Origin of the sequence: Streptomyces sp. NPDC048473 (assembly GCF_043200155.1) — a bacterium.
Lineage (GTDB): Bacteria > Actinomycetota > Actinomycetes > Streptomycetales > Streptomycetaceae > Streptomyces.
This window is the reverse complement of sequence record NZ_JBICXE010000004.1, coordinates 68,494-91,289: the sequence shown is the minus strand read 5'-3', so window position 1 is coordinate 91,289 and position 22,796 is coordinate 68,494. Positions and strand designations below refer to the sequence as shown.

The following is a 22,796-nucleotide window of genomic DNA, read 5'->3' as shown; positions in this document are numbered from 1 at the left end:
GCGGGTTGCGGGCCGGATCAGTCGGTGATGTCGATCTTCCCGTTGGCGGATGCGACGGGGGCCGGGTCAGGGCCCCGGTCGGGCTGACCGGCCGAAGTGGCGGCAGCCGCGCCGCCCTTGAGGTTCTTCAGCAGGGCCGCCAGGTCGACTCCCGTGGTGGAGCTGAGGAGTTCCATGCCCTGGGCGACGTTGTCCGTGACCGTACGCGACAGCCGGCTCGCGCCGTCCGTCGAGATCACGGTCATCTTGTCGATGGCGCTCAGCGGCTCGGACGCCTTGGCGACGACCTGCGGCAGCACCTCGACCAGCATCTGGAGCACGGCCGCGTCGCCGTACCGGGCGAAGGCGTCCGCCTTCTTCTGCATGGCCTCGGCCTCGGCCGCACCCTTGGCCGCGATGGCCGCGGCTTCCGCCTCGCCCTCGATGCGTACGGCGTCGGCGAGGGCCGAGCGGTGCAGCTTCTCGCCCTGACCGGTCAGCCTGGAGCGCTCGGCGTCCGCCTCGGCCTCCTTGACCTGGGCGATCCGGCGGGCCTCGGCCTCCTGCTCGGCCTGGTAGCGGGCGGCGTCGGCGGGCTTGCGGACCTTGGTGTCGAGTTCGCGGTCGGTCAGCGCGGCCTGGCGCTGGGCGACCTTCTCCTGCTCCGCGAGGACTTCCTGCTGACGGGCCGCCTCTGCGAGCGGGCCCGCCGCGTTGGCCTTGGCCGCGGCGGCTTCCGTCTCGGCCTTGATCTCGGCCTGCTTGAGGTAGAAGGTCCGCTCGGCGATCGCGATCTCCTCGGCGGCCTTGAGCCGGGCCTGCTCGGAGGCGCGCCTGGCGATCGCCTCGGCGATGTCCGCCTCCTGCTTGGCGCGGGCGGCCTCGGGGCGGCCGAGGTCTTCGAGGTAGGAGCCCTCGGTGGTGATGTCCTGGATCTGGAAGGCGTCCAGGATCAGGCCCTGCCCGGAGAGGCTGGCCTCGGCCTCCTCCGCGACCTGGCCGGCGAACGCGGCACGGTCGCGGATGATGTCCTCGACCGACATCCGGCCGACGATGGCGCGCAGCGCGCCGGAGAGCACTTCCTGGGTGAAGCCGACGATGCCGTCCTGCTGCTGGAGGAATCGCTGGGCCGCGGCCCGGATCGCTTCCTCGCTGCCGCCGACCTTGACGATCGCGACGCCTTCGAGGTGGGACTTCACACCGCGCAGGGTGACGGCTCCGCGCACGGCCACCGGGATGTGCCGGCTGGACAGGTCCAGGGTGAACTTCTGCTGGACGAACGGGACGACGAAGACTCCGCCGCCGACGACGACCTTCTGGCCGCTGTTGTCGATGCTGGTGCGGCCGGTCACCGGGTCGGTCGACTTCTTGCCGCGGCGTCCGGTGATGATGAACGCCTCGCTGGGCCCGGCGACCTTGTAGCGGGTGATGACGACGAGGGCGAGCAGCACCAGGAGTACGACGACTCCGATGACTGCGATCACGACTGGGCTCATAAGAGTGTCCCCCCTGCCTCCCTGCGGGGACGGCAGCTTGTTTTCGGGCGGTGTTCCGGGCGGTGTATCGGCTCGGGCGGTGGTCAGCGCTCGACGGGGCGGACCGCGACCGAGGTGGTCGACAGTGCGGCCTCCACCCAGATCTCGGCGCCGCGTTCGATCGGCACCGGGCTCTTCGCCGCCAATTTCACGGGCTGGCCCGCGAGTTGCACCAGGACCTCGCCGTAGCCGTCGGACGGGATGGCCGTGACGACCGACCCGGACGTGCCGACGAGATCGTCGCCGCGCGGTGTGGTGCTGGTCTGGTCCCGCATCAGGGCCTGGCTGAACTTCCAGGTCAGCCAGGCCGCGACGATGCCGGCCAGCGCTCCGGCGGCGGTTGCGGCGACCGTACCGGCGCCGGTGGTGCCGAGCACGATCGCGCCGCCGAAGCCGAGCATCGAGAGGAATCCGGCGATGACGGGAAGGGACAGGAGGCCGTCGAAGAGGCCGTCCAGTACGCCTCCGAAGAGACCTTCGAGGATGCCGTCGAAGATCAGGGACAGGGCGAGCAGGACGATTCCCGCAATGCCGAGACCGAGAAACAAGGTCACGTGATCACCCTCCCCGGTCCCCGAAATCCCCCGAACATGTCTCCCCCGAACACTTCCGTCGAACATTTCCGTCGAACTGGCTGGATGATCCCATACACACCCGGCGGCGGATGCTGCCGGGTTCCGGCAATCTTTTACGCGTTTTTGATGCCGGACAGTTGTTCGCTCAGCGTGTCCAGCGACTGGAACGTGACTCCGAGCAGCGCGACATGCTTCCAGCGCAGTACGCCGTCGGGCCCGATGAGGAAGACCGCGCGGCGCACCCCGATCCCGGGCGCCGCGACTCCGTACGCCCGGACGATCTCCCGGCCGGCGTCCGCGAGCAGCGGCATCCGCAGCCCGTGGGCGCGGGCGAACGACTCATGGCTGTCCACACCCTGTGGACTGATTCCCCAGACCTCCGCGTCGAGCTCGCCGAAGGCCTCCATGCCCGAGGAGTACGAGCAGAGCTGCTTGGTGCACACGGCCGTGTTGTCGCCCGGGTAGAACGCGAGGACCACGGCGCGGCCGCGTGCGGCGGAGAGGGTGTAGTCGCGGCGCTCGAACGTCTCGCCGGTGAGCGCACCGCCCGGCAATGTGAAGTCCGGTGCGGTACGGCCGAGTTGTGGTGACGATCCCATGTCGGTTCCTCCGTGGTCGGTGCTGCGGAAGTCTTCCGGTCCGCGCTCCGTACAGCATGCTCGTTACGGGTCCGGCTCCCCGCACCAGGAGGCACGTATGACAGAACCGCCGTCCGCCGTCCACCCGTCCGCCGCCGTGCTCCTGTTGCACGGCGGCGCGGAGACGGGCCTGGGTCCGCCCCTGCCCGGCCCGCTGAACCTGCCCGCCGTACGGATGCGCCCGTTCGCGCGGGCCATCGCCGCGGCAACGGGCGACGGCGCCACGGGCGTTCTCGTACGCGCCGCCCGCTACACCCACCGCGGCTGGAACGGCCCGCGGGAGGACCCCTTCCACGACGCCGTACGCGCTCTCGACGCCCTGCGCCGCGAGGCCGGCGAGATCCCGGTGGTCCTGGTCGGCCACTCGATGGGCGCCCGCGCCGCCCTCCGCGCCGCCGGTCATCCACTGGTACGCGGGGTGGTGGGCCTCGCCCCGTGGTGTCCGGCCGACGATCCGGTCACCCAACTCGCGGGCCGTGACGTCGTCCTGCTGCACAGCACCCGCGACCGCATCACGAGCCCCCGGGCATCCCGGTCCTTCGCCACCCGTGCCCGCCGCTCCGGTGCCCACGCCTGCCTGGTCGCGATCCGCCGCAGCGACCACGCGATGCTCGGGCGCGCCCGGACCTGGCACAGGCTGACGACCCGGATCGCCACCGGCCTGCTGGGCCTGGCCCCGCTCCCCGAGGCGATCGCGACGGCACTCCGGCTCCCCTCGGACGCTCCGGCGACGCGAGGGATCCTCGACCTCGACAGGCTGGACCTCGACCGGCCGGACTACGCCTGGACCGGGCGCCGTTCCGGGCCCTCCACCGGGAATCGGTAGACCGTCGACTCCCTGGCCCGGAAGCCCAGACGCTCGTACAGCCGGTTCGCGGCGGCGCGGTCCGGCCGGGAGGTGAGGTCGACGGTCCGCGCGCCCGCCTCCCGGGCCAGTGCCAGTGCCTCCTGCGTCAGCAGGGCCGCGATTCCCTGCCCGCGTGCCTCGGTGTCGACGACGACATCTTCGATACGGGCACGCAGCCCGGTCGGCACGGGAAGCAGGAGCAGCGTCAGCGTTCCGACGACACCGCCCGCGGTACGGGCGACGAGCACCGTGTTCGTCTCGCACCGCACCAGCCGGTCGACCGCCTGATGATCCAGTGGCCGGGCGGTCGAGGACAGTTGGGGCAACAGCCGGCCGAAGGCGGCCACGATCTCCGGAGTCGCCTCGTGGACGATCTCTACCTCGACGCTCATGCCGCGGAGCCTATAGCGGGTGGTGGGGGTGGTGCCGTGGTGCAGGGGCAGGGGAACGGGCGCACCCTGGTAGGGAGGTGATCGTCATGACGAAGACGACTGTCGGATGGCATGTGGACATGGAATTCGAGGAGGACACCCACCGCACCCGCGCGGCCGCCCTGGTGCGGCTTCCGGACGGCAACGAGGTGCGGGCCCATGGATATGCGAGCCGTCACCCCTCCGACAAGGAACAGCCGAGGGTCGGCGAGGAGATCGCGGGAGCCAGAGCACTCAATGAGCTGGCGATGAAGATGCTGACAAAGGCGCACGACGAGATCGACGAGGCGTCCGGCCGGACATCGCACCCGCTCACCTGAAGCCTCCGCCCGCGAGCCGCGGGCCCTTGGGGGCGTAGTGGCCCAGGAACATGTCGACGCCGCTCGTGATCAGACAGTCCGTGGTGGCGTCGTCGATGGCTGTCCCGTACGAGCTGAAGACCATGTGAGGGAAGACGAGTAGCGCGTAGAGCTGAATGATCGCCGTTTCGAGGTCGGGGATGTCCAGCCGGCCCCGTTCCGCGAGGCTGCGCAGGGCGTCGGCCACGGCCGGGTGATGGCCCGCGGGGCCGTGATGCTGCCATGCGTTCGCGAGTTCCGGGAAGCGGTGGAGTTCGGCGGCGACGAGATTGCGCAGGGCGATGACATCGGCGTTGCCGCGTACGGCTGAGACCCAGGCGCGGGCCGTGTCGAGGAAGGCCGTACGGAGGTCGGCGGCGTCGGGGAGAGAGGCGAGCGCCGTGGTGGACGGGCCGCCGAGGGGCTCGTCGAGTGCGCCCGTGATGACGGCGGTGAACAGCGCTTCCTTGCTGCCGAAGTGGTTGTAGACGGTCACTTTCGACACGCCTGCCTCGGCGGCGATGGCGTCCATGCCGACGCCGAAACCCTCACGCAGGAAGGCCTCGCGGGCGGCCTTGACGATGGCCTGCCGCTTGGCTTCGGCGCGGGGACCTGCAGGCGGCGGTTTCGCGTTCATGGGGAGATGCTAGCAGCGAGCTGAACTGAACAGTTGAGTTCATATGAACTGAGCCGTACAGTTCAGTTCATGACTCACGACGCTCTGCATCCGGCCCATTCGGCCCATCCGGCCGACCGTGCTCATGACCATCCACCCGCTGATCCACGCCGGTGGGTGATGCTCACGCTCATCTGTGTCGCGCAGTTCATGCTCGTGCTCGACGTGACCGTCGTGAACGTCGCGCTGCCCGACATGGCCGTCGACCTGGACCTCGGCCGTACCGCGCTGACCTGGGTCGTCACCGCGTACACGCTGTGCTTCGCCGGACTGATGCTGCTCGGCGGGCGGCTCGCGGACGCGCTGGGGGCGCGGCGCACCCTGCTCGCCGGGCTGGTCGTCTTCACCGCCGCCTCGCTGGTCTCCGGTCTGGCCGGCAGCGGGACGACGCTGATCGGGGGCCGTATCGCCCAGGGGGTGGGGGCGGCGCTGCTGTCGCCCGCGGCGCTGTCGCTCGTCACCACGTCGTTCCACGGCAAGGAACGCAACAAGGCACTGGGCGTGTGGGCCATGATCGGCGGCACCGGATCGGCGATCGGCGTGCTGGCCGGCGGCGCGCTGACGAGCGGGCCCGGGTGGCAGTGGGTGTTCTACGTCAATGTGCCGGTCGGGGTCGCGCTGCTGGCGGCGGTGCCCGCCTTCGTACCCGCGCGGCCCGGGCTGCCGTCGGCCGGGCGGCTGGATGTGGCCGGGGCGCTGCTCGTCACGGCCGGCACCGGATCGCTGATCTACGGGCTGGTCGCGGCGGGGGACTCCGGATGGGGCGCGGCCGGGACGCTGGTTCCGGTCGTGGGCGCGGCGGTGCTGTACGCGGGGTTCGCGGCGGTCGAGCGGGTGGCCCGGGAGCCGCTGATGGACCTGCGGATGTTCACCCGGCGGCCGGTGCTCGCGGGGGCGTTCCTGATGCTGCTCGCCACCGCGCTGCTGATCGCGTTCTTCTTCCTCGGGTCGGTCTTTCTGCAGCACGGGCGCGGGTTCGGCCCGATGCGCACGGGGCTGGTGTTCCTGCCGGTGGCCGTGGCGGTCGGGGCAGGTGCGCACATCGGGTCGCGGCTGGTCGGGACGGTCGGCAGCCGGGCGACGGCGGTGGGCGGAATGGTGATCGCGGCCGGGGGCTGTCTGCCGCTGACCCGGGTCGGAGCGGACAGCAGCGTGTACGGGGGGCTGCTGCCCGGTCTTGCGGTGGCCGCGTTCGGACTCGGGGCGGTCTTCGTCACGGCCACGGCCACCGCGCTGGGGATGGTCACGCACCAGGAGGCGGGGCTGGCCTCGGGGGTCGTCAACACGTTCCACGAGGTGGGCGGGTCGATCGGGGTGGCGGTCGTGTCCACGGTGGCCGCGGCGGGCATCGAGGGGACGGCGGGCTCGGTGAGCGGATTCGCGGACGCGTTCACGGTGTGCGCGGCGGCGGCGGGGGTGTGCGCGGTCGTCGCCGGGGTGCTGGTGCCCCGCGGGAAGCCGGAGGCGACCGGAGGGCCGCACGTGCACTGAAGGGGGAAACCCGGTCCCGTCCGGCGGATGAGGACATGACGGGGCCCGGCTGCGGATGCGCGGCGGGGGCGGGCGGCCGACGATGGAGGGCCGGGCAGCGGGAGGTCCGTGCCCGCCCCCAGGAGGTTGACGTGCAGGCCGATGCGTACGCCGACGGCGCGGTGCCGTTCGACCCCGCGGCCCTGGCGGCCCTGGTCGCCGGCACCATGGCCGGGGTGGGCGTGCTCGACACGGGGCTGCGCTATCTGTACGTCAACCCGGCCCTCGAACGGCTCAACGGCATTCCGGCCGCCGCGCACCTCGGACGCACCGTCTCCGAGGTCCTCCCGGGAGTCGACGCGGGCGAGGACATGATGCGAGCCGTGCTCGCCGACGGGAAGCCCCGCAGGATCACGTCCAGCGGAGTCACCGCCGCCGCGGCGGGCTCGGTCCGGCGGTACTGGCACGGGGCGTACCACCGGCTGGAGGCCGGCGGGCGGATCGTGGGCCTGGCCGGGATCGTGCTGGAGGTCATGGCCTCGGACAGGGGGCGGCGCGAGCTGGAGCAGGCCCGGCGGCATCTGACCATGCTCGACACCGCGGCCGCCAGGATCGGTACCACGCTCGACATGGACACCACCTGCGCGGAACTTGCCGACCTCGTCGTGCCGGGGCTGGCGGACCTCGCCACGGTCGAGGTGTTCCCGCCCGACGTAGCCGCCCCGGTACGCCCCGCACCCGCCGGTGTGCTGCGGCTGCGCAGGGCGGCGCTGAGAGCGGTGGCCGGGCTGCGCGAGGAGTTGCCGGGGTTCGGGCTGACCGGCCAGTACGTCGACTACCAGGAGGGCGCGGCCGTACAGCGCTGTCTGGCGGCCAACCAACCGGTCGTGGAGAACCTCACCTCCGACGAACAGCTCAGCCGCTCCGCCCCCACCCCCGAACGGGTCGCCGCCTACCGCGCCCTCGGGATGCATTCGGCGGTCATCGTGCCCGTCGCCGTACGCGGCCGTCCGCTCGGCGTCCTCGGCCTGATCCGGGCGGGGGACTCACCGGTCTTCACGGACGAGGACGTGGTGGTCGCCCGGGAACTCGCCGGCCGGGCCGCCGTCGATCTCGACCACGCCCGCCGGTACGCCCACGAGCACACCATCGCCCTGGAGCTGCAGCGCTCCCTGCTGTCCGAGCCGCGCCCGCCGCACCCGCACATCGAGATCGCCACCCGCTATCTGCCGGCCGACCGGAGCGTGATGGTCGGCGGCGACTGGTTCGACGTCATCCCGCTGAGGGACGGACGGCATCTGAAGGCGATGGGCGATGTGATGGGCCACGGGGTGGAGGCGGCGGTCGCCATGAGCCACTACCGCTCGCTGCTGCGGATGTTCACCGACGACGAGCTGCCGCCGCACCGCATCCTGGAACAGCTGGACCGGATGGTCGAACGGTCCGGACTGGACCGGGCGGCGACCTGTCTGCTGGCCGTCGTCGACCGGCACGGCGGGGCGTGCGAGGTGGCGAGCGCCGGGCATCTGCCGCCGGTGCTCATCGACCCGGGGAAGGCGGGAACCAGGGTGTGCGACGAGGTACCGGTGGGCCCGCCGCTCGGCACCGGGGTCGGCGGGTACCGGACGATGCCGGTGGAGTTCGGGCCGGGCACGGTGCTGTTCATGTACACCGACGGTCTGGTGGAGCGGCGCGGCGAGGACATCGACATCTCGGTCGGCCGCCTCGGAGAGCTGACCCTGCCCGAGAACGGAAGTCTCGACGATCTGATGGACGAGGTCCTCGACCGGTTCGGACCGGGTGCGGAGGACGACGTAGCCGTACTGGCCTCGCGCACCCGCCCCCGCACCACCTCCTGATCCGGGCCGCCGCCGGGAGGGACGACCCGTCAGCCCAGCTCCAGGCTGGTGATGCCGAACAGTCCGGTGTGGTCGACGTCCGGTGTCGGGCCCGTGTACATCCGGGCGGTCTCGAACGACGGGGTGAGGCCCAGCTGTTCCGCGAGGTGCACGGCCGCCGGGTTGATGTCGGGTACGTCGATCGCGACCGGGATGCCGGGGTCGGTGGCCGCGAGTGCGCCGACCAGGGCGCCTGCTACCTCGGGCGACTCCGCGTACACGGGGCCGATGCGGGACGACGTTCGGCAGGGGCGCATCACGGCGAGGCCCCGCAGCTCCCCGTCGCGGACGGCGGCGATCGAGGTGCGCGCGGACCCGGCGATCCACGGCGCGAGGAAGCTGTCGCGGTCGGCGGGGAAGAAGTGGCGGTCGTAGGAGGCGAGTTGACCGAAGGGGAAAGTGCGGGCGTCGACGAGAGCGGTGCCGGGCGGGGCGGTCGGGGCGGCGGTCGGCAGGCCCTCGTAACGCATGTTCGTCCAGACGGAACGGAAGCCGGATTTACGGTAGTTGGGCTGCTGGTCCACCACGCCGTCGAGCCCGACGTTGCGCCCGTCCAGCCGCGCCATGCCGGCGTGCCAGAGCTGGATGCCGTACCCCTGGCCGCGCAGCTCGGGGCGGGTGAGGTAGAAGCCGAGGAAGCCGAAGCCGGAGCCGTAGCGGACCACGGAGACGCAGGAGACCGGCTCGCCGCCGAGCCGGCCGATCAGGAAGCCGCGCGGGTCGGCGGCGAAGAAGGCGTGGCGGTCGGTCAGGCCGGGATTCCAGCCCTCTTCGTGGGCCCATTCGGCCAGCATCGTGAGGTCGTCGGCGCTTGCGGTGGTGATCTCGAAGTTCGGCACGGGGCACCTGTACCCCGTGGGCGACCGGTTCAACGCCCGCTCCCGGATCAGACGAACAGGAACGCGCCCGCCGTCGCGGCCCCCAGCGACGCCCCGGCGGCCGTCTGTGCCACCGAGTGGTACCCGAGCGCGACACGCGACCAGCACACGGCGGCCGTCATCGCGTACGCGAGCAGCCACCACGGCGAGTGGGCCGCGGTGAGCAGTGCGACGACGGCCGAGGCGACCGCGGCGTCCACCGAGATCTTCCAGACCGTGTTGACGGCCAGAAGGATCACGGTCATCGCCCAGAGGGCGAGCATCGCCACGAGGATGCCGGTGGGGGCGTGGCCGAGGACCATCACCACCGAACCGGCGCCTATGGAGCCGAGGATGACGAAGAAGATCGGGGCCCGCTTGGTGCGGTCGACGACATGACGGTCGCCCCAGGTGCCGCGCCCGCGCTCCCATTCGATGTACCCGGCGGGAACGAGCCCGGCACACAGCGCGCCGAGGAACCCCCAGAGCAGACCGGTCCAGTGGCCGGCGGCGGCCAGGCCGATGCCGAGCATGCCGACCAGCAGGACGTTGCGGGGCTGGAAGACATCGGTGACGGTACGCGCGACGCCGGTGCGCGGCGATGCGGGGGCATCGGTGGTGCCGGTGGTGTCGGTGGGGATCACGCGGTCTCCTCCACGGAGGGTGTGCGGGCCGGCCCGGTGGCGTCGGCGGATGCTGCGGACATGGCGTGGTCCAGCACCTGTTCCGCCCGGCCCTCCGTGACCGTCCGGTACGCGGCGGCCACCCGTACCAGCCAGGCCACCTCGCCGTCCTGGTCGGTGGCGTCCTGGGCCTCGACCGTCGCGGCGACCGAGGCGGGCGCTCCGGTGTTCCTGGCCCGCAGCGCCGCCTTGATCCAGTACGCGTCGGCGAGCGGTCCGGCCTTCTCCCGGTCCGGGGTGCCGTCCGCGGCGGCGGCCTTGGCTGCCGGGATCAGGGTGTCGGGGACGTAGTGGCGCAGCTTCTCGACGGCGTCCGCGATATCGGCGGCCCAGCGGTCGATGCGCAGGTCCGCAGGGGTGTCGAAGCGGGTCAGTTCGCGGGTCAGCGAGGCCGGGGGGTCGAAGGGCTGCTCGGGGAAGGCCGTCATCAACTCGTACCAGAGGCCGTGCAGTTTCACCTGGGCCCGCCACAGTTTCGCGCGCCGCCGCCCCTTGCTGAGGGCGGGGATGGAGGCACCCACCGCGAAGAAGGCGAACAGCACCAGCTGGGCGGCCTCGGTGACCTCGTCGAACTGCAGGGCGAAGGCCGCGCTCGGCCGGTCGACGACGCTGACCCACAGGAACAGGGTCCGGCTGACGGTGTATCCGACCCCGATGAACATGGCGAGGGTCATCATCCCGAGGGCCACGCGCAGATGACGGAGCCGGGCACCGGCGGTGGCCAGCGCCCACTGGTACGCGCAGACGGCGGACGCGGCACCCAGGTAGAGGTAGAACACGCTCATGTACAGCGTGGCGCCCCACTGTCCGGCGTGGTCGGCGACGAAGCGGTCCGAGGGCACGGAACGGTCGACGACGGTGAAGAACAGCACCGTCAGCAGGATCAGCGTGGCGATCGACGCCTTGGCCGCCACCTGTTGGATGGCACGGGCGAACCGTACGTGGCGCGGGACGGTTCCGGCGTCGGGGTACTGGCCGTAGATCGCGACGATGTAGCTGAGGATCGCCAGGATCGCGATCGTCGCCGTGTAGTGCTTGATCAGGACGGCGAGGTCGGTGACGGCGCTGTCGTTGAGCGCGATGCGCACGGCCCGGGTCTTGGTCCACAGGGCGGCGGCGAATCCTGCGTAGCAGCCCCACAGGGCCCGGCGACGCTTGTCTTCTTCGTCGCCCCACAGCGCGGCCGGCATGCGCCAGAGGGCGACGGCCGTCATCAGGGCCGCTATGAGATAGCCGGCGAGGTCGAGCGGGGTCACGGCGGAATCCTCGGGGTGGGGGCGGCGGGGGGAAGTCCGGTGTCAGGTGCGGCGGAACAGGCCGCGGCGGCGGGTGGCGACGGGGCGGGAGAGGGAGTTGGCCAGACGTCCCACCATGTCGTCGCTCGTCACATCCCTGGCCATGCGGGGAATGAGCGACGCGCCGAACTCTGCCATGCGTTCGTCGTGGGTGTCGTACTGCGCCCGGGCCTGCACGGTGCCGTCCCCCGAGCGGAGCGCGTCGGCGATCGTGGCGGCCACCGGTGGGGGAACGGCGGTCGCGGGCGGTTGCGGCGGGGGTTCGGTGCCGAGGACCCGGGTGATCAGCGACGTGTCGAAGACCGGCAGCAGCCGCCGGAGCTGCTCCGGGTCGAGGGAGGTGCCGTGGTCGAACCACTCGTGGCACAGCTCGTGCAGGATGACGTGCTGGGTCTGGTACGCGGTCGGGCGGCGCCGGTAGAGCACAAAACTGGTCCCGCCGGTCTTCAGCCGCAGACCGCAGGCGGCGTTGACGCGGGCCAGCCGGTCGGGCATCTCGTGCAGCACGATGGTGCGGTCACGGGCCGCCTCCATGTTCGCCACCAGTGCGCCGATGGAGAAGGGGGCGGGTATGGGCAGGTCGGCCAGCCCGGCCTCGCACTCCTTCCGTAGTTCGCGCAGGGACATGGAGACCTACTTCTCCGGCTCGCCATGGGCGCCGGTGCCGTCGCCGCCGGCCGTGTTCTGCCGGCCCCTGGCGTCCTCCAGCAGAGCGAGCGCGAACTGCAGCAGCTCCGGCGGGAGACCGTCCTCGCCGAGGCCGCGCCCGGCCACTCCGCTGATCTCCCCCGTACGCCGCTTCGCGAGGAACTGCAGACCGGCGACGACATCGTCGACGACCTCGGACTCCTCCTTGAAGAACCGCCAGTCCACGCCGAAGCCCAGACCGAGCGCCTTGAGGATGTCCTCGGACGGCTGGGTGACCTTTCCGGCAAGGATGTTGGAGAAGTAACTGTGCGAGAGGGATCCGCCGCGCTCCTTGACCAGGTCGGCGAAGACCCGACCCGAGATCTTCTGGCAGGGGAACGTCTTCTCGACCATGTACTCGACCTTCTGCTGCAACGTCCGCAGCTCCGGCGCGCGTTCCTCGCCGCTGTCCATCCGGCCCCCCACGTATCCGCCCCCGTCCGACCGGTGCTGCACGGTCTTCGATTTCGGTCAACGGGCTCGTACTGTAACGAACCCTGACGCGGCGTCCTCAGTGTGGGAGGCGTTCGGGGAAGCTGCACGGGAGCGGACTTGCGCAAACACTCTACGTCACTGTTAACTCAAAAAAACACGGGCAGGGGACCACGAGGGGAGCCCCTTGCCCGTGAAGTCGTTGCGGGCAAAAGGGGCATGGTCCGCATATGGGTGTAGCCCTTCACGACGGGGGATGCGTGAAGGGCTACACGTACATTATGACTGCTGGTCAGGTCGTCATCAACTGACTGCTCAGTCAGTGGACGTTGGGGGGCACGGGGCTGCGGTGCCGGATCCGCCCCGAGCCGACCCTGCGACGTGCTGGATCCGGAGCGCGTCGGCGGGGTGCGGCGGCGGGGCGCCGACCCGGTTGCACGGCTTCGGGGCAGCTGATTTCCCCGCCCTGAGCAGGGAAATCTGTCGCGGCTATGATAGACACGATGGCTCGCACAATGAGATTTTCTCTTTCGGTCAACGAAGTCAGCGATACGCGGCAGGTGCAAATGCCCACAGGAACCCCTCCGCACGCCACCGACCGGCTCGATGACGACGACTACCCCGCCTACACCATGGGCCGCGCCGCGGAGATGATCGGCGCCACGCCCACTTTCCTCCGGGCGATCGGCGAGGCCCGCCTGATCACCCCCCTGCGGTCCGAGGGTGGCCACCGCCGCTACTCCCGCTACCAGCTGCGCATCGCAGCCCGCGCACGTGAACTCGTCGACGGTGGCACACCGATCGAGGCGGCCTGCCGCATCGTGATCCTGGAGGACCAGCTCGAAGAGGCCCTGCGGCTCAACGCGGAGCTGCGCCGGCCCACGACGGAATCCGGTGAGGCGGCGGGCGCCTGAGGCGGACGGGTCCGGGCGCGCGCCCCGGCTCCCGTGGCGCCGGGGACGGGCGAATATCTATGGCCGCCGGCACAGAATTCCACGCAATGTGCGACAAGAGTTTATGACGCATCCAGTGGAGTGTAATTACTTGCCGCGCCCGGACGCTTCCACCGTGCTACTGTGGAAGCAGTTGCAGTTGTGGTTCCCAAAGACTCCAAGTGCTCTCTTCGACTTAATGTGTCGATGAGTGCCCTTTTGTATTTTCCGGCGCTTTGTTCCGGATGGGGTAATCATTGCGGCGACGCGGGATTCGCACAGTGCGATTCCCCGGGCTCTGCCCCCAGAAGGAGATAAAAACATGGCTACTGGCACCGTCAAGTGGTTCAACGCGGAAAAGGGCTTCGGCTTCATCGAGCAGGATGGCGGCGGCGCTGACGTCTTCGCCCACTACTCGAACATCGCCTCCAGCGGTTTCCGCGAGCTGCAGGAGGGCCAGAAGGTGAACTTCGACGTCACGCAGGGCCAGAAGGGCCCGCAGGCGGAGAACATCACCCCCGCCTGATCCCGCTGCTCCGGCGCTGACGCGCTGTGACGCACTTGCGCAGCTGGGGCCCGCACCTTCGGGTGCGGGCCCCAGCTCGTTGTTTTTCCCGCGTCCGGTACGGCTCATTCTTCGCAGCCGGGCTCCGTACACGTATGTCAACGGCCCGTTCTTGCGATTCCTGCGCCGCTCGTCGCTCAGTGAATTCCTCGATACGCGCCATATCGAGGAAGGGTTCTGTATGAACCGCGATCGCACGCCCCGCTCGAACGACCGATACTCCCGCACCCGCTCCGGCGGATCTTCCGCTTCCGGCGGCGGATTCCGCTCGCAGTCCCCGGGCCGCCAGGGCGGACAGGGAGCCGGCCGTTTCGGCGCTCCCGACCGGCGCTCCAGTGGTTCCGGCCGCAGGCCCGCCGCCAAGCAGGGCGAGTTCGCGCTGCCGAAGACCATCACCCCGGCGCTGCCCGCCGCGGAGGCCTTCGCGGACCTTGACATGCCCGCGCCCCTGCTGGCGGCGCTCGTCGCCGAGGGCGTCACCACGCCGTTCCCGATCCAGGGAGCCACCCTGCCGAACTCGCTGGCGGGGCGCGATGTGCTGGGCCGCGGCCGGACCGGCTCCGGCAAGACGCTCGCCTTCGGCCTGGCCCTGCTGGCCCGTACCGCGGGCAACCGGGCCGACGCCCGCCGCCCGCTGGCCCTGGTCCTCGTCCCCACCCGGGAGCTCGCCCAGCAGGTCACGGACGCACTCACCCCGTACGCCCGCTCGCTCAAGCTGCGCATGGCCACCGTCGTCGGCGGCATGTCGATCGGCCGGCAGGCCAGTGCACTGCGCGGCGGGGCCGAGGTCGTCGTCGCCACGCCCGGCCGGCTCAAGGACCTCATCGAGCGCGGCGACTGCCGGCTGGACCGGGTCGCCATCACCGTCCTCGACGAGGCCGACCAGATGGCCGACATGGGCTTCATGCCGCAGGTCACCGAGCTCCTCGACCAGGTGCAGTCGGAGGGCCAGCGGATGCTGTTCTCGGCGACTCTGGACCGTAACGTCGACCTGCTGGTCCGCCGCTATCTGCACGACCCGGTGGTCCACTCGGTCGACCCGGCGGCCGGTGCGGTGACGACGATGGAACACCATGTGCTGTACGTGCAGGGCGCCGACAAGTACGCCACCACGACCGAGATCGCGGCCCGCGACGGCCGGGTGATCATGTTCCTGGACACCAAGCACGCCGTGGACAAGCTCACCGACCACCTCCTCAGCAGCGGGGTGCGGGCTGCCGCGCTGCACGGCGGCAAGTCCCAGCCGCAGCGCACCCGCACCCTGGCCCGGTTCAAGACCGGGCACGTCACGGTGCTGGTCGCCACGAACGTCGCGGCGCGCGGTATCCACATCGACAACCTCGACCTGGTCGTCAACGTCGACCCGCCGAGCGACCACAAGGACTACCTGCACCGCGGCGGCCGCACCGCCCGCGCCGGTGAGTCCGGCAGCGTCGTCACGCTGGTGCTGCCGGGCCAGCGCCGTGAGATGACCCGTCTGATGGCCGACGCCGGAATCGTCCCGCAGATCGCCCAGGTCCGTTCCGGCGAGGCCGAGCTGAGCCGGATCACCGGCGCGCAGACGCCCTCGGGGGTGCCCGTCACCATCACCGCGCCGCTGACCGAGCGGCCCAGGAGCGGCGGCTCGTCGTCCCGGGGCCGACGCGGCGGCCCCGTCAGGTCCGGGCAGTCGCGCCGCTCGGACCTGGCCACGCCGGAGGCACGCGCCGCCGCCAAGCAGCGCCGTACCAACCGGGCCGCGTGACCCCGGGGGCAATGCTTCTCAGGTGATCATGAAGTCCCGTACGGGCAGGGCTCGTTCGACGATCCGGATGTCGCCGAGCCAGCCGTGCATCAACTGGTCGAGCGTGCCTGAGTACTCGTAGGCGCCGAGCAGCCAGGGCAGGCCCAGGGTGGCGAGACCGGTGGTGCGGGTGGCGGGGTTGCGGGCGACGACGCAGCCGTCGACGTACATCGTCGTGTGCCTGCCGTCGTTGACGACCGCCACATGCCACCACCGGTCACGCGGCAGCTCATGGCTCCAGTTGGTGACGGCCCCCGGCTGGTTCAGCGGCGCCGCCGCCCACTGGAGCCCGGGGCCGTCCGACACGGAGAGGGTGGCGACGGGCTCCTCCGGGTCGCCGGAGGTCTTGCCCGCCGCCCCGAGCGTGCCGCGGCGGCCGAGCACGGCGCCCCAGGCGTTGCGCCCGGCGTCCCAGTCGGCGGGGAGGCGGAGGAATGCCTCGATGGTGTAACCGGCCCTGAACGTCTTGGTGTTGAGCGGTGCGTTGTCCTCCGTACGCAGATACGCGCCCCGCAGCGGCGGCTTCGAGCCGTCGAAGCGGAGGCTGCCGTGGCCGGGCTGGTCGGGATGATGGCTGTCGGACCAGCGCAGTGCGTCGGGCGCACTGCCGGGGACGGCCTCGCGCACCAGGTCGTTGCGGTGCCCGGACAGGTCGGGGACGCGCAGGTCTGCTTCGGCGGCGGAACCGTCCTGGTGCGAGGGGGAGTCGAAGCGCCAGTAGGCGACGGTGCCCGGTATCAGCAACTGCTTCGCCGGGCGGGGGCCGCGCACGGGAACGGGTGCGAAGCCCGCGAAGCGCTTCTCGAAGTCGATGGGCACGGCGAAGCAGTCCTGAGGACCGGTCAGTTCGATCTCGCCGCGCTCCAGTTCGTTCAGCCTCTCGCCCGCGCGGCCGAGGATCCACGGGGAGATCGTCTCCACGTCGATGGTGTTCCTGGCCAGGTCGAAGCGGTAGAGGCGGATCATCGCGCTGCCGCCGTAGTAGCGGTTCTGGTAGTTGGTGATGTGCAGATGGACGTCGTTGCCCGCGGTGTTCTTCCGGGTGGTGCGTCCGGCGGGCCAGTAGTGGCCGTTGAGGGTGAGGAAGATCTGGTCGTGTCCGGCTATCAGCTCGTCCCACAGCTGCTTTCCGTGGTCGGAAAGTTCGGCCTCGTCGCCGTCCGCGTTCGCGTACACCAGCTCGTGGGTGGTGAGGATGACCGGCGTGTCCGGGTGTTGGGCGATGACGTCCTTCGCCCAGGCGAGCCCGGCCGCCGACGGCCGCCAGTCGAGCGCCAGCACCAGCCACTCGCGCCCGGCGGCGCGGAACAGGTGGTACGTGTTGTAGCCGTCCGGGGTCGCCCCGCCGAACGTCGGCAGGCGCCGCATCCGCTGCGGACCGAAGGTGTCCAGGTACGGGGTGCGGCCGCGCCGGTCGTCGGTCGATGACTTGATGTCGTGGTTGCCCGCGACGACGCTGTAGCCGACCCGCCGCCGGTCGAGCAGCCCGAAGGCCTCGCCGATCGCCGCGAATTCGCCTGCCTGGCCGCTCTCGGTGAGGTCGCCCAGATGGGACAGGAACACGATGTTCTCGTCGCGCCCGTGATCGAGGACGTAACGCAACGACGCCTCGACCGGCGCCTTGTCGATGCTCGCCCCGTCGAAGAGGTACTGGGTGTCCGGCATGACGACGAGCGTGAATCTGGGGTTCTCCGGGTCGGGGCGCCAACCGGTCGTGACAGCGCCGGTGTTCTGCTGGGGGAGAGCGGCGGCGGGGGTGGCGGACGCGAGCCCCGTGGCTGCGGTGGCGGCACCGGTGAGCGCGGTTGCCCGCAGGAACGTACGACGGCTCGCGCCGGGCAGAAGGGGTCCGTCGGGCTGGTGGAGGGGGCTGCACATGGATGTCTCCGCGGAGGACGAACGTCGGGTGATCGTCTGCAAGCTAGCCGCGGGGTGGGGGAGGAACCGGTCCGTAAGGGCGACAGCCGGGCGAAGACTCCATGAATTGCACAGCGCTGGGCGCGCGGGATGGCGGGTGCGGGTGCGGGTGCGGGGTGGCGGCGGGGTGGGGCGTGCGGGCGTGGGATGGCGGGTGGCGGCCGAGCTGGCCCCCGGTTGGGGCCCGTGACCCGCCGCGCCCGGCTGCTGCCCGTGCCCCGCTACCGCCCGGTTGGGGCCCGTGACCCGCCGCGCCCGGCTGCTGCCCGTGCCCCGCTACCGCCCGGTTCGCGCCCGTGATCCTGCGCGTCCCGGCTACTGCCCGCGCCCCGCCAGCGCCCGGTCCGCGGCCCTGAGCCGCCGCGCCCCGCTACCGCCCGCCCGCGACCCGCAGTACCGCCCCGGTCACATACGACGCCTCGCCCGACAGCAGCCACGCGATGGCGGACGCGATCTCCGGGGCCGCTCCCGGCCGGCCGAGCGGGATGCCGGCCGCGGCCGCGGCGGCGCGGCCGGGGTCGCCCGCGGTGGCGTGCATGTCGGTGTCGATCATTCCGGGGGCGACCGCGTTGACCCGGATGCCGTCGGGCCCCAGTTCCTTGGACAGCCCGATCGTCAGTGCGTCCGTCGCCGCCTTCGTGGCGGCGTAGTGGACGAAGTCCCCGGGGCTGCCGAGGGTGGCGGCGGCCGAGGAGACATTGACGATCGCGCCGGACCCGGTGGCCGCCATGTCCTTCGCGGCCCGGCGGCAGCACAGCAGATAGCCGAGGAGATTCACGTCCAGGACCCGGCGCAGCGTCTCGGCGGAGGTGTCGACGAGACGGCCGAGAGGGCCCGTCACTCCCGCGTTGTTGACCAGTCCGGTGACGGGGCCGAGCTGCGCGGCAGCCGTGTCGAAGAGCCGTTCCACATCGGCCTCCACGGCGGTGTCCACCCGCACCGTGACACAGCGCGCCCCTGCGGCCCGCACCGCCGCCGCGGTCCGCTCGGCGGCCTCGGCGTTTCTCACGAAGCCGAGGGCGAGGTCATGCCCTTCGGACGCCAGACGGACACAGGTCGCGGCACCGATCCCGCGACTGCCGCCGGTGACGACGGTGACGGGGCGGGGCGACGGAGTGGTGCTGCTGCCTGCCACTGGAGGAACCTCTCACTGTCGGGTCATGCCGGCCACGTCGTATGCCGAATGCGGATTGTACGGAGAGCACCTGCTCCGGACGCTCTTTCTGATCAAGGCGCCCAGGTGGGTGAGGCCTGTGGCCCACCCGTACCACGGCCCGCCCGCCGTTGGGGTGGTGCCGGGCGGACCGTTGGCGTGGTGCGCGGTGGGGGCGTGCGCGGGTGCCTAGGGTCGGCGGCTGACGGACCGCTGTCGGCGTGGAACGGGTTGAATCGCCCGGCGCCGGTGGCGGCTCCTCCTCAACGGCGTTCCCCTGCCATCGCCTCGCATTGCGGTGGCAGGGGACGCCGACCGTCTTCCCCCCCGGGCGCCCGGGGCCTCTACGTCCACAGCGCCTCCGCGACCCAGACGCCGACGAAGACCGCGCCCAGCGCCGCCACCACGCTCGCCACCACATTGGCCGCCGCGTAGAACTTCGCCCCGTCCTCGGCCAGCCGCAGCGTCTCGTAACTGAAAGTCGAGTACGTGGTGAGTGCCCCGCACAGTCCCGTACCGAGCAGCAGTTGCAGGTGGGAGGAAGCGGCGCCGGCCGTGACCGCGCCGGTCAGCAGGCCCAGGATCAGTGATCCGGTCACGTTGACGGCGAAGGTGCCCCACGGGAAGACGGCGTCGTACCGGGACTGCACGGCCCGGTCGGTCAGATAGCGCAGGGGCGCCCCGACCGCGGCCCCGACGATCACCAGCAGCCAGTTCAACGGCTCCGCTCCCGGTCGTCGCCGTAGTGGACGACCTCGCAGCTGTCCAGGACGACCAGACCGCCGTCCGCGACCAGCTCTTCGATGAGCGGCAGGAACGCGCGGATCCGCTCCTCCGCGTCCACGATCACGACCGCCACCGGCAGGTCCTCGCTCAGCGAGAGCAGCCGCTGGGTGTGGATCATCGACGAGGCGCCGAACCCCTCGATCCCGCGGAACACACTCGCGCCCGACAGCCCCGCCTTGTGCGCCCGGTGCACGATCTCCGTGAACACCGGCCTGTGGTGCCACCCGTCGGACTCGCCGACGAGGACCGTCAGGCGCAGTGCGCGTTCCGTGTCCGGCACCGTCATGACTGCCTCCACGCCAGCACGCGGCGGGTTGCCCACACCGCACTCCACACTGCCGCGAGGGCCGCAAGCAGTGTCAGTCCCAGATACGCCAGGCCGGTACGGGCCCGGCCGCCGTCCACCAGGCGCTCGATGTCCACCGCGTAGGTGGAGAACGTGGTGAACCCGCCCAGCACCCCCGTACCGAAGAACGGCCGCACCAGCCGGTGCGCCGCCCATGCGTCGCTGATCACCACCATGAACACGCCGATCACCGCGCAGCCGATGACATTCACGATCAGCGTCGTCCAGGGGAAGCCGCCCGGGGCGGTGGGCCAGATCAGGGTGGCCCCGTAGCGGGCGGATGCTCCGAGTGCACCGCCGAGCGCGACCACCGCGACGACGGAACCTTGGTGATTCCGGGCTCCCATGCGCACATGTCTCCTGCCTGCTACACGCACCAGGCTATCGCCGCCGCCCCGAAGGAGCGTGTCGGGCCCGTCACCCGAACGGTCCATGCGGCGCGGCTCACCGGTGCGGACCCGAGGGCCCGGGCGCGGGTCTACCAGGTCCTGCCCGGGAGCTGACGGATGCCGGAGGGAAAGTGTGACGAGAGGCCTGAGGGGCGGATGCTAGGCTCGCGCGATCCTGCGCGGGGAACGACGCAAAAGCACCTCAAGGGGATATGAGGAAATGGCTGTGGAGAAGACCTCACCGAAGATCGTGGTGGTCGTGCCCACCTACAACGAGCGGACGAACCTGCCCGTCCTCGTGGATCTCCTGATGAATCTGGGCCTGCCCGACCTGCACATTCTCGTGGTGGACGACAATTCGCCGGACGGTACGGGCGAGGTCGCGGGCAAGCTCTCGGCCGGCACCGCCGGGGTGGTCGGTGTGCTGCACCGCAAGGAGAAGGACGGGCTGGGACGCGCCTACGTGGCGGGCATGACGCGTGCGCTCGCCGAGGGCGCGGACGTGGTGGTCCAGATGGACGCCGACCTTTCCCACCCGGCGTCGAGACTCCCGGTGATGATCGAGACACTGCTCGCCGGGGATGCCGCCGTGGTGATCGGCTCCCGCTATGTGGCGGGCGGTTCGCTCGCCACGGAGTGGCCCTGGTACCGCAAGGCGCTCTCCGCATGGGCGAATTTTTATGTGAACGCGATCCTGCGGTTGCGGGTGAAGGACGCCACCGCCGGTTTCAAGGCCTGGCGGGCATCGACGCTGAAGGCGATCGATGTGTATTCGGTCCGCAGCAACGGCTATTCGTTCCAGGTGGAGATGAACTACCGCACGGTCAAACAGCATTTGAGGATCGTCGAGGTGCCGATCCGGTTCGAGGAGCGGGTCGAGGGCGAATCCAAGCTCGGCCTGAGCGTGCAGATCGAGTCCGCCCTCGCACCGTGGAAGCTGCTGTTCGGCAGGGACCGCCACTGATTCCGGGCGGGGAGTCCGGGGACCGGCCCGGGGGCTAACCCCACCCCGTGCCGTCATGCCTCCCGGATGGGCCGGGGGCCTCGGCCCAACAAGGCTTGCAACATGACGACTTACCGTGGATCTGTCACGTTCATCGCCCTGTCCGTCACCGCTGCCGCCACCGCTCTGACCGGGGCCGTGACCCCGCCGGCCCACGCCGAAGGTGCTGTACCCGCACTCGACTGGCGGCCCTGTGCCGCGGCCGGCGGCCCCGCCGCGCAGGAGTGCGCCGAGCTGCCCGTACCGCTCGACTACCGGAACCCGGACGGCCCGCGGCTCGGCCTCGCGGTGACCCGGGTACGCAGCGACCGTCCCTCGGCCCGGCGCGGGACGCTGCTGGTGATCGCCGGTGGCCCCGGCTCGTCCGGGGTGCAGCAGGTGACACAGGAGGGGGAGCGGCTGCAGCGGGAGACGGCGGGGCAGTACGACATCGTCAGCCTCGACCCGCGCGGCGTCGGCGGTAGCACGAAGGCGAGCTGCGGGCTCGACCCGGAGGACCGGGAGCTGGTGAATCTGCGGTCCTGGCCCGCCGCCGACGGCTCGATCACCGAGAACGTGGAGCGGTCGCGGCGCGTCGCCGAGGCGTGCGCCCGCAACGGGGGAGCGTGGCTGCGCAGCTTCACCACGGCCAACGAGGTACGGGATATCGACCGCTTCCGGCAGGCGCTGGGCGAGGAGAAGCTGTCGGCCTGGGGGACCTCGTACGGAACCTATGCGGGCGCCGTGTACGCCCAGAAGTACCCGCGGCACACGGACCGTTGGGTGCTGGACAGCAGCGGCGACCCCGACCCGTCGCGCGTCGCGCAGGGCTGGCTGGCGAACATGGCGGTGGGCGCGGACGACCGGTTCCCCGACTTCGCACGGTGGGCCGCGGACCCGGCCCGGGAGGCGGAGGGGCTGCGGCTGGCGGAACGGGCCGAGGACGTACGGCCGTTGGTCCTGGCACTGGCGGCGCGACTGGACCGTGAGCCGAAGGAGTCCACCACGGTGGGCGTCCCGCTGACCGGCAACCGGCTGCGCCAGGCGCTCCAGAACGCCCTGTACAGCGATGACGCCTTCGCCCAGCTCGCCGGGCTCGTCCAGGCGGCCCGGGATGCCTCCGCGAAGCCCGTCCTGCCCGCCGAACTGGCCCAGCCGCTGCCGGACCCGGACGCGGCGGTCACGATCGGCGTGGTCTGCAACGATGTGCGCTGGTCCGGCACGGTCCCGTCGTACGGGCGTGCCGTCGCCGCGGACCGGCTGAAGCACCCGCTGACCGCCGGTATGCCGGTGAATGTCACACCGTGCGCCTTCTGGAAGGACGCGCCTGTGGAGCGGCCGACCAGGATCACGGACGAGGGGCCGTCCAACATCCTGATGATCCAGGGCCTCCGTGACCCGGCGACCCCGTACTCCGGGGCTCTGAAGATGCGCGCGGCCCTGGGCGACCGGGCCCGTCTGGTCGCGGTCGGCCACGGCGGACACGGCGTCTACCTGGGCAACGGCAATGCCTGCGGGGACCGTGCGGTCACCACGTTCCTGACGACGGGGACACGGCCGGAGCGGGACACGTACTGCGCGGACTGAGCGGGGGGCGGCTCC

Annotated in this window: 25 protein-coding genes; 10 read left to right on the top strand and 15 right to left on the bottom strand. The window is 71.2% G+C overall.

The window, feature by feature from the left end:
- Positions 1-17 precede the first annotated feature (17 nt).
- The 3 genes from ACGFU7_RS08905 to ACGFU7_RS08895 all read right to left on the bottom strand — a co-directional run bounded on the left by ACGFU7_RS08905 (position 18) and on the right by ACGFU7_RS08895 (position 2,688).
- Positions 18-1,475 carry a flotillin family protein gene (locus tag ACGFU7_RS08905; protein ID WP_393693764.1) on the bottom strand — a complete coding sequence of 486 codons (1,458 nt, stop codon included), beginning with the start codon at positions 1,473-1,475 and terminating at the stop codon, positions 18-20.
- Between the two features lie 83 nt (positions 1,476-1,558).
- A complete protein-coding gene (locus tag ACGFU7_RS08900; RefSeq protein WP_393693762.1) occupies positions 1,559-2,068 on the bottom strand; it encodes a hypothetical protein in 510 nt (169 codons plus the stop codon).
- Between the two features lie 134 nt (positions 2,069-2,202).
- The gene (locus tag ACGFU7_RS08895) at positions 2,203-2,688 is read right to left on the bottom strand and encodes a peroxiredoxin (protein WP_393693760.1); all 486 of its coding nucleotides are present in this window, start codon (positions 2,686-2,688) and stop codon (positions 2,203-2,205) included.
- Positions 2,689-2,785: 97 nt separating this feature from the next.
- Between ACGFU7_RS08895 and ACGFU7_RS08890 the strand changes: the two genes are divergently transcribed.
- A complete protein-coding gene (locus ACGFU7_RS08890) occupies positions 2,786-3,553 on the top strand; it encodes an alpha/beta hydrolase (protein WP_393693758.1) in 768 nt (255 codons plus the stop codon).
- On the opposite strand, the gene ACGFU7_RS08885 is transcribed toward ACGFU7_RS08890, so the two are convergent.
- Positions 3,505-3,966 (bottom strand): GNAT family N-acetyltransferase, encoded by a 462-nt coding sequence (locus tag ACGFU7_RS08885; RefSeq protein WP_393693756.1) that lies wholly within the window; start codon positions 3,964-3,966, stop codon positions 3,505-3,507. The two genes, ACGFU7_RS08890 and ACGFU7_RS08885, sit on opposite strands and share 49 nt — an antisense overlap.
- A gap of 86 nt (positions 3,967-4,052) precedes the next feature.
- Here ACGFU7_RS08885 and ACGFU7_RS08880 point away from each other — a divergent pair, with 86 nt between their 5' ends.
- Positions 4,053-4,325 carry a DUF1876 domain-containing protein gene (locus tag ACGFU7_RS08880; RefSeq protein ID WP_393693754.1) on the top strand — a complete coding sequence of 91 codons (273 nt, stop codon included), beginning with the start codon at positions 4,053-4,055 and terminating at the stop codon, positions 4,323-4,325.
- On the opposite strand, the gene ACGFU7_RS08875 is transcribed toward ACGFU7_RS08880, so the two are convergent.
- A complete protein-coding gene (locus ACGFU7_RS08875) occupies positions 4,318-4,980 on the bottom strand; it encodes a TetR/AcrR family transcriptional regulator (protein ID WP_393693752.1) in 663 nt (220 codons plus the stop codon). The two genes, ACGFU7_RS08880 and ACGFU7_RS08875, sit on opposite strands and share 8 nt — an antisense overlap.
- Positions 4,981-5,049: 69 nt before the next feature.
- On the opposite strand from ACGFU7_RS08875, the gene ACGFU7_RS08870 reads away from it, so the two are divergent.
- A complete protein-coding gene (locus tag ACGFU7_RS08870) occupies positions 5,050-6,510 on the top strand; it encodes an MFS transporter (RefSeq protein WP_393693750.1) in 1,461 nt (486 codons plus the stop codon).
- Positions 6,511-6,641: 131 nt separating this feature from the next.
- On the top strand, positions 6,642-8,348 hold the full coding sequence (locus ACGFU7_RS08865; protein ID WP_393693748.1) for a SpoIIE family protein phosphatase: 1,707 nt from the start codon (positions 6,642-6,644) through the stop codon (positions 8,346-8,348).
- Positions 8,349-8,377: 29 nt separating this feature from the next.
- Here the strand turns inward: ACGFU7_RS08865 and ACGFU7_RS08860 are convergent, their stop codons facing one another.
- Genes ACGFU7_RS08860 through ACGFU7_RS08840 form a run of 5 tightly spaced genes read right to left on the bottom strand, consistent with a single transcriptional unit; the run spans position 8,378 to position 12,323 of the window.
- Positions 8,378-9,226, bottom strand: coding sequence for a GNAT family N-acetyltransferase (locus ACGFU7_RS08860; protein WP_393693746.1), 849 nt, complete (start codon positions 9,224-9,226; stop codon positions 8,378-8,380).
- A 47-nt stretch (positions 9,227-9,273) separates the two neighbouring features.
- The gene (locus tag ACGFU7_RS08855) at positions 9,274-9,888 is read right to left on the bottom strand and encodes a hypothetical protein (protein ID WP_393693744.1); all 615 of its coding nucleotides are present in this window, start codon (positions 9,886-9,888) and stop codon (positions 9,274-9,276) included.
- Positions 9,885-11,183: an MAB_1171c family putative transporter gene (locus ACGFU7_RS08850; protein ID WP_393693742.1), complete on the bottom strand. Its 1,299-nt coding sequence runs from the start codon at positions 11,181-11,183 to the stop codon at positions 9,885-9,887. The genes ACGFU7_RS08855 and ACGFU7_RS08850 overlap by 4 nt, the downstream gene beginning before the upstream one ends.
- 42 nt (positions 11,184-11,225) lie before the next feature.
- Entirely contained in the window at positions 11,226-11,849 is a 624-nt protein-coding gene (locus tag ACGFU7_RS08845) for a toxin (protein WP_393693741.1), read from the bottom strand.
- A 6-nt stretch (positions 11,850-11,855) separates the two neighbouring features.
- Entirely contained in the window at positions 11,856-12,323 is a 468-nt protein-coding gene (locus ACGFU7_RS08840; RefSeq protein ID WP_393693739.1) for a hypothetical protein, read from the bottom strand.
- A 584-nt stretch (positions 12,324-12,907) separates the two neighbouring features.
- Here ACGFU7_RS08840 and ACGFU7_RS08835 point away from each other — a divergent pair.
- From ACGFU7_RS08835 to ACGFU7_RS08825, 3 genes are all read left to right on the top strand, one after another.
- Positions 12,908-13,255, top strand: coding sequence for a MerR family transcriptional regulator (locus ACGFU7_RS08835; RefSeq protein WP_393693737.1), 348 nt, complete (start codon positions 12,908-12,910; stop codon positions 13,253-13,255).
- Positions 13,256-13,595: 340 nt separating this feature from the next.
- On the top strand, positions 13,596-13,799 hold the full coding sequence (locus tag ACGFU7_RS08830) for a cold-shock protein (RefSeq protein WP_073727988.1): 204 nt from the start codon (positions 13,596-13,598) through the stop codon (positions 13,797-13,799).
- Positions 13,800-14,019: 220 nt separating this feature from the next.
- Entirely contained in the window at positions 14,020-15,582 is a 1,563-nt protein-coding gene (locus ACGFU7_RS08825; RefSeq protein WP_393693735.1) for a DEAD/DEAH box helicase, read from the top strand.
- Between the two features lie 18 nt (positions 15,583-15,600).
- Here ACGFU7_RS08825 and ACGFU7_RS08820 read toward each other — a convergent pair whose 3' ends face one another.
- The 5 genes from ACGFU7_RS08820 to crcB (ACGFU7_RS08800) all read right to left on the bottom strand — a co-directional run bounded on the left by ACGFU7_RS08820 (position 15,601) and on the right by crcB (ACGFU7_RS08800) (position 20,170).
- Complete coding sequence (locus ACGFU7_RS08820) at positions 15,601-17,499, bottom strand: LamG-like jellyroll fold domain-containing protein (protein WP_393693733.1); 1,899 nt, start codon at positions 17,497-17,499, stop codon at positions 15,601-15,603.
- Between the two features lie 409 nt (positions 17,500-17,908).
- Positions 17,909-18,673 carry an SDR family oxidoreductase gene (locus ACGFU7_RS08815; RefSeq protein WP_393693732.1) on the bottom strand — a complete coding sequence of 255 codons (765 nt, stop codon included), beginning with the start codon at positions 18,671-18,673 and terminating at the stop codon, positions 17,909-17,911.
- A gap of 362 nt (positions 18,674-19,035) precedes the next feature.
- Positions 19,036-19,410, bottom strand: a complete 375-nt coding sequence (gene crcB, locus ACGFU7_RS08810; RefSeq protein WP_393693730.1) for a fluoride efflux transporter CrcB — start codon at positions 19,408-19,410, stop codon at positions 19,036-19,038.
- Positions 19,407-19,763, bottom strand: coding sequence for a DUF190 domain-containing protein (locus ACGFU7_RS08805; protein ID WP_393693728.1), 357 nt, complete (start codon positions 19,761-19,763; stop codon positions 19,407-19,409). The genes crcB (ACGFU7_RS08810) and ACGFU7_RS08805 overlap by 4 nt, the downstream gene beginning before the upstream one ends.
- Positions 19,760-20,170 carry a fluoride efflux transporter CrcB gene (crcB, locus tag ACGFU7_RS08800; protein ID WP_393693726.1) on the bottom strand — a complete coding sequence of 137 codons (411 nt, stop codon included), beginning with the start codon at positions 20,168-20,170 and terminating at the stop codon, positions 19,760-19,762. Before crcB (ACGFU7_RS08800) ends, ACGFU7_RS08805 begins: the two co-directional genes overlap by 4 nt.
- Before the next feature lie 6 nt (positions 20,171-20,176).
- On the opposite strand from crcB (ACGFU7_RS08800), the gene ACGFU7_RS08795 reads away from it, so the two are divergent.
- The 3 genes from ACGFU7_RS08795 (at position 20,177) to ACGFU7_RS08785 (ending at position 22,781) form a co-directional block, all read left to right on the top strand.
- Positions 20,177-20,326 carry a hypothetical protein gene (locus ACGFU7_RS08795; RefSeq protein WP_393693724.1) on the top strand — a complete coding sequence of 50 codons (150 nt, stop codon included), beginning with the start codon at positions 20,177-20,179 and terminating at the stop codon, positions 20,324-20,326.
- A 106-nt stretch (positions 20,327-20,432) separates the two neighbouring features.
- Entirely contained in the window at positions 20,433-21,176 is a 744-nt protein-coding gene (locus ACGFU7_RS08790) for a polyprenol monophosphomannose synthase (RefSeq protein WP_393693722.1), read from the top strand.
- Between the two features lie 102 nt (positions 21,177-21,278).
- Entirely contained in the window at positions 21,279-22,781 is a 1,503-nt protein-coding gene (locus ACGFU7_RS08785) for an alpha/beta hydrolase (RefSeq protein WP_393693720.1), read from the top strand.
- Positions 22,782-22,796 lie beyond the last annotated feature (15 nt).

What these genes read in the sequence shown, in the direction of transcription:
- ACGFU7_RS08905 (WP_393693764.1), bottom strand. Translation starts at nt 1,475, where the DNA reads ATGAGCCCAGTCGTGATCGCAGTCATCGGAGTCGTCGTACTCCTGGTG.
- ACGFU7_RS08895 (WP_393693760.1), bottom strand. Translation starts at nt 2,688, where the DNA reads ATGGGATCGTCACCACAACTCGGCCGTACCGCACCGGACTTCACATTG.
- ACGFU7_RS08890 (WP_393693758.1), top strand. Translation starts at nt 2,786, where the DNA reads ATGACAGAACCGCCGTCCGCCGTCCACCCGTCCGCCGCCGTGCTCCTG.
- ACGFU7_RS08885 (WP_393693756.1), bottom strand. Translation starts at nt 3,966, where the DNA reads ATGAGCGTCGAGGTAGAGATCGTCCACGAGGCGACTCCGGAGATCGTG.
- ACGFU7_RS08880 (WP_393693754.1), top strand. Translation starts at nt 4,053, where the DNA reads ATGACGAAGACGACTGTCGGATGGCATGTGGACATGGAATTCGAGGAG.
- ACGFU7_RS08875 (WP_393693752.1), bottom strand. Translation starts at nt 4,980, where the DNA reads ATGAACGCGAAACCGCCGCCTGCAGGTCCCCGCGCCGAAGCCAAGCGG.
- ACGFU7_RS08870 (WP_393693750.1), top strand. Translation starts at nt 5,050, where the DNA reads ATGACTCACGACGCTCTGCATCCGGCCCATTCGGCCCATCCGGCCGAC.
- ACGFU7_RS08845 (WP_393693741.1), bottom strand. Translation starts at nt 11,849, where the DNA reads ATGTCCCTGCGCGAACTACGGAAGGAGTGCGAGGCCGGGCTGGCCGAC.
- ACGFU7_RS08840 (WP_393693739.1), bottom strand. Translation starts at nt 12,323, where the DNA reads ATGGACAGCGGCGAGGAACGCGCGCCGGAGCTGCGGACGTTGCAGCAG.
- ACGFU7_RS08835 (WP_393693737.1), top strand. Translation starts at nt 12,908, where the DNA reads ATGCCCACAGGAACCCCTCCGCACGCCACCGACCGGCTCGATGACGAC.
- ACGFU7_RS08830 (WP_073727988.1), top strand. Translation starts at nt 13,596, where the DNA reads ATGGCTACTGGCACCGTCAAGTGGTTCAACGCGGAAAAGGGCTTCGGC.
- ACGFU7_RS08825 (WP_393693735.1), top strand. Translation starts at nt 14,020, where the DNA reads ATGAACCGCGATCGCACGCCCCGCTCGAACGACCGATACTCCCGCACC.
- ACGFU7_RS08820 (WP_393693733.1), bottom strand. Translation starts at nt 17,499, where the DNA reads ATGTGCAGCCCCCTCCACCAGCCCGACGGACCCCTTCTGCCCGGCGCG.
- ACGFU7_RS08805 (WP_393693728.1), bottom strand. Translation starts at nt 19,763, where the DNA reads ATGACGGTGCCGGACACGGAACGCGCACTGCGCCTGACGGTCCTCGTC.
- crcB (WP_393693726.1), bottom strand. Translation starts at nt 20,170, where the DNA reads ATGGGAGCCCGGAATCACCAAGGTTCCGTCGTCGCGGTGGTCGCGCTC.
- ACGFU7_RS08795 (WP_393693724.1), top strand. Translation starts at nt 20,177, where the DNA reads ATGTCTCCTGCCTGCTACACGCACCAGGCTATCGCCGCCGCCCCGAAG.
- ACGFU7_RS08790 (WP_393693722.1), top strand. Translation starts at nt 20,433, where the DNA reads ATGGCTGTGGAGAAGACCTCACCGAAGATCGTGGTGGTCGTGCCCACC.
- ACGFU7_RS08785 (WP_393693720.1), top strand. Translation starts at nt 21,279, where the DNA reads ATGACGACTTACCGTGGATCTGTCACGTTCATCGCCCTGTCCGTCACC.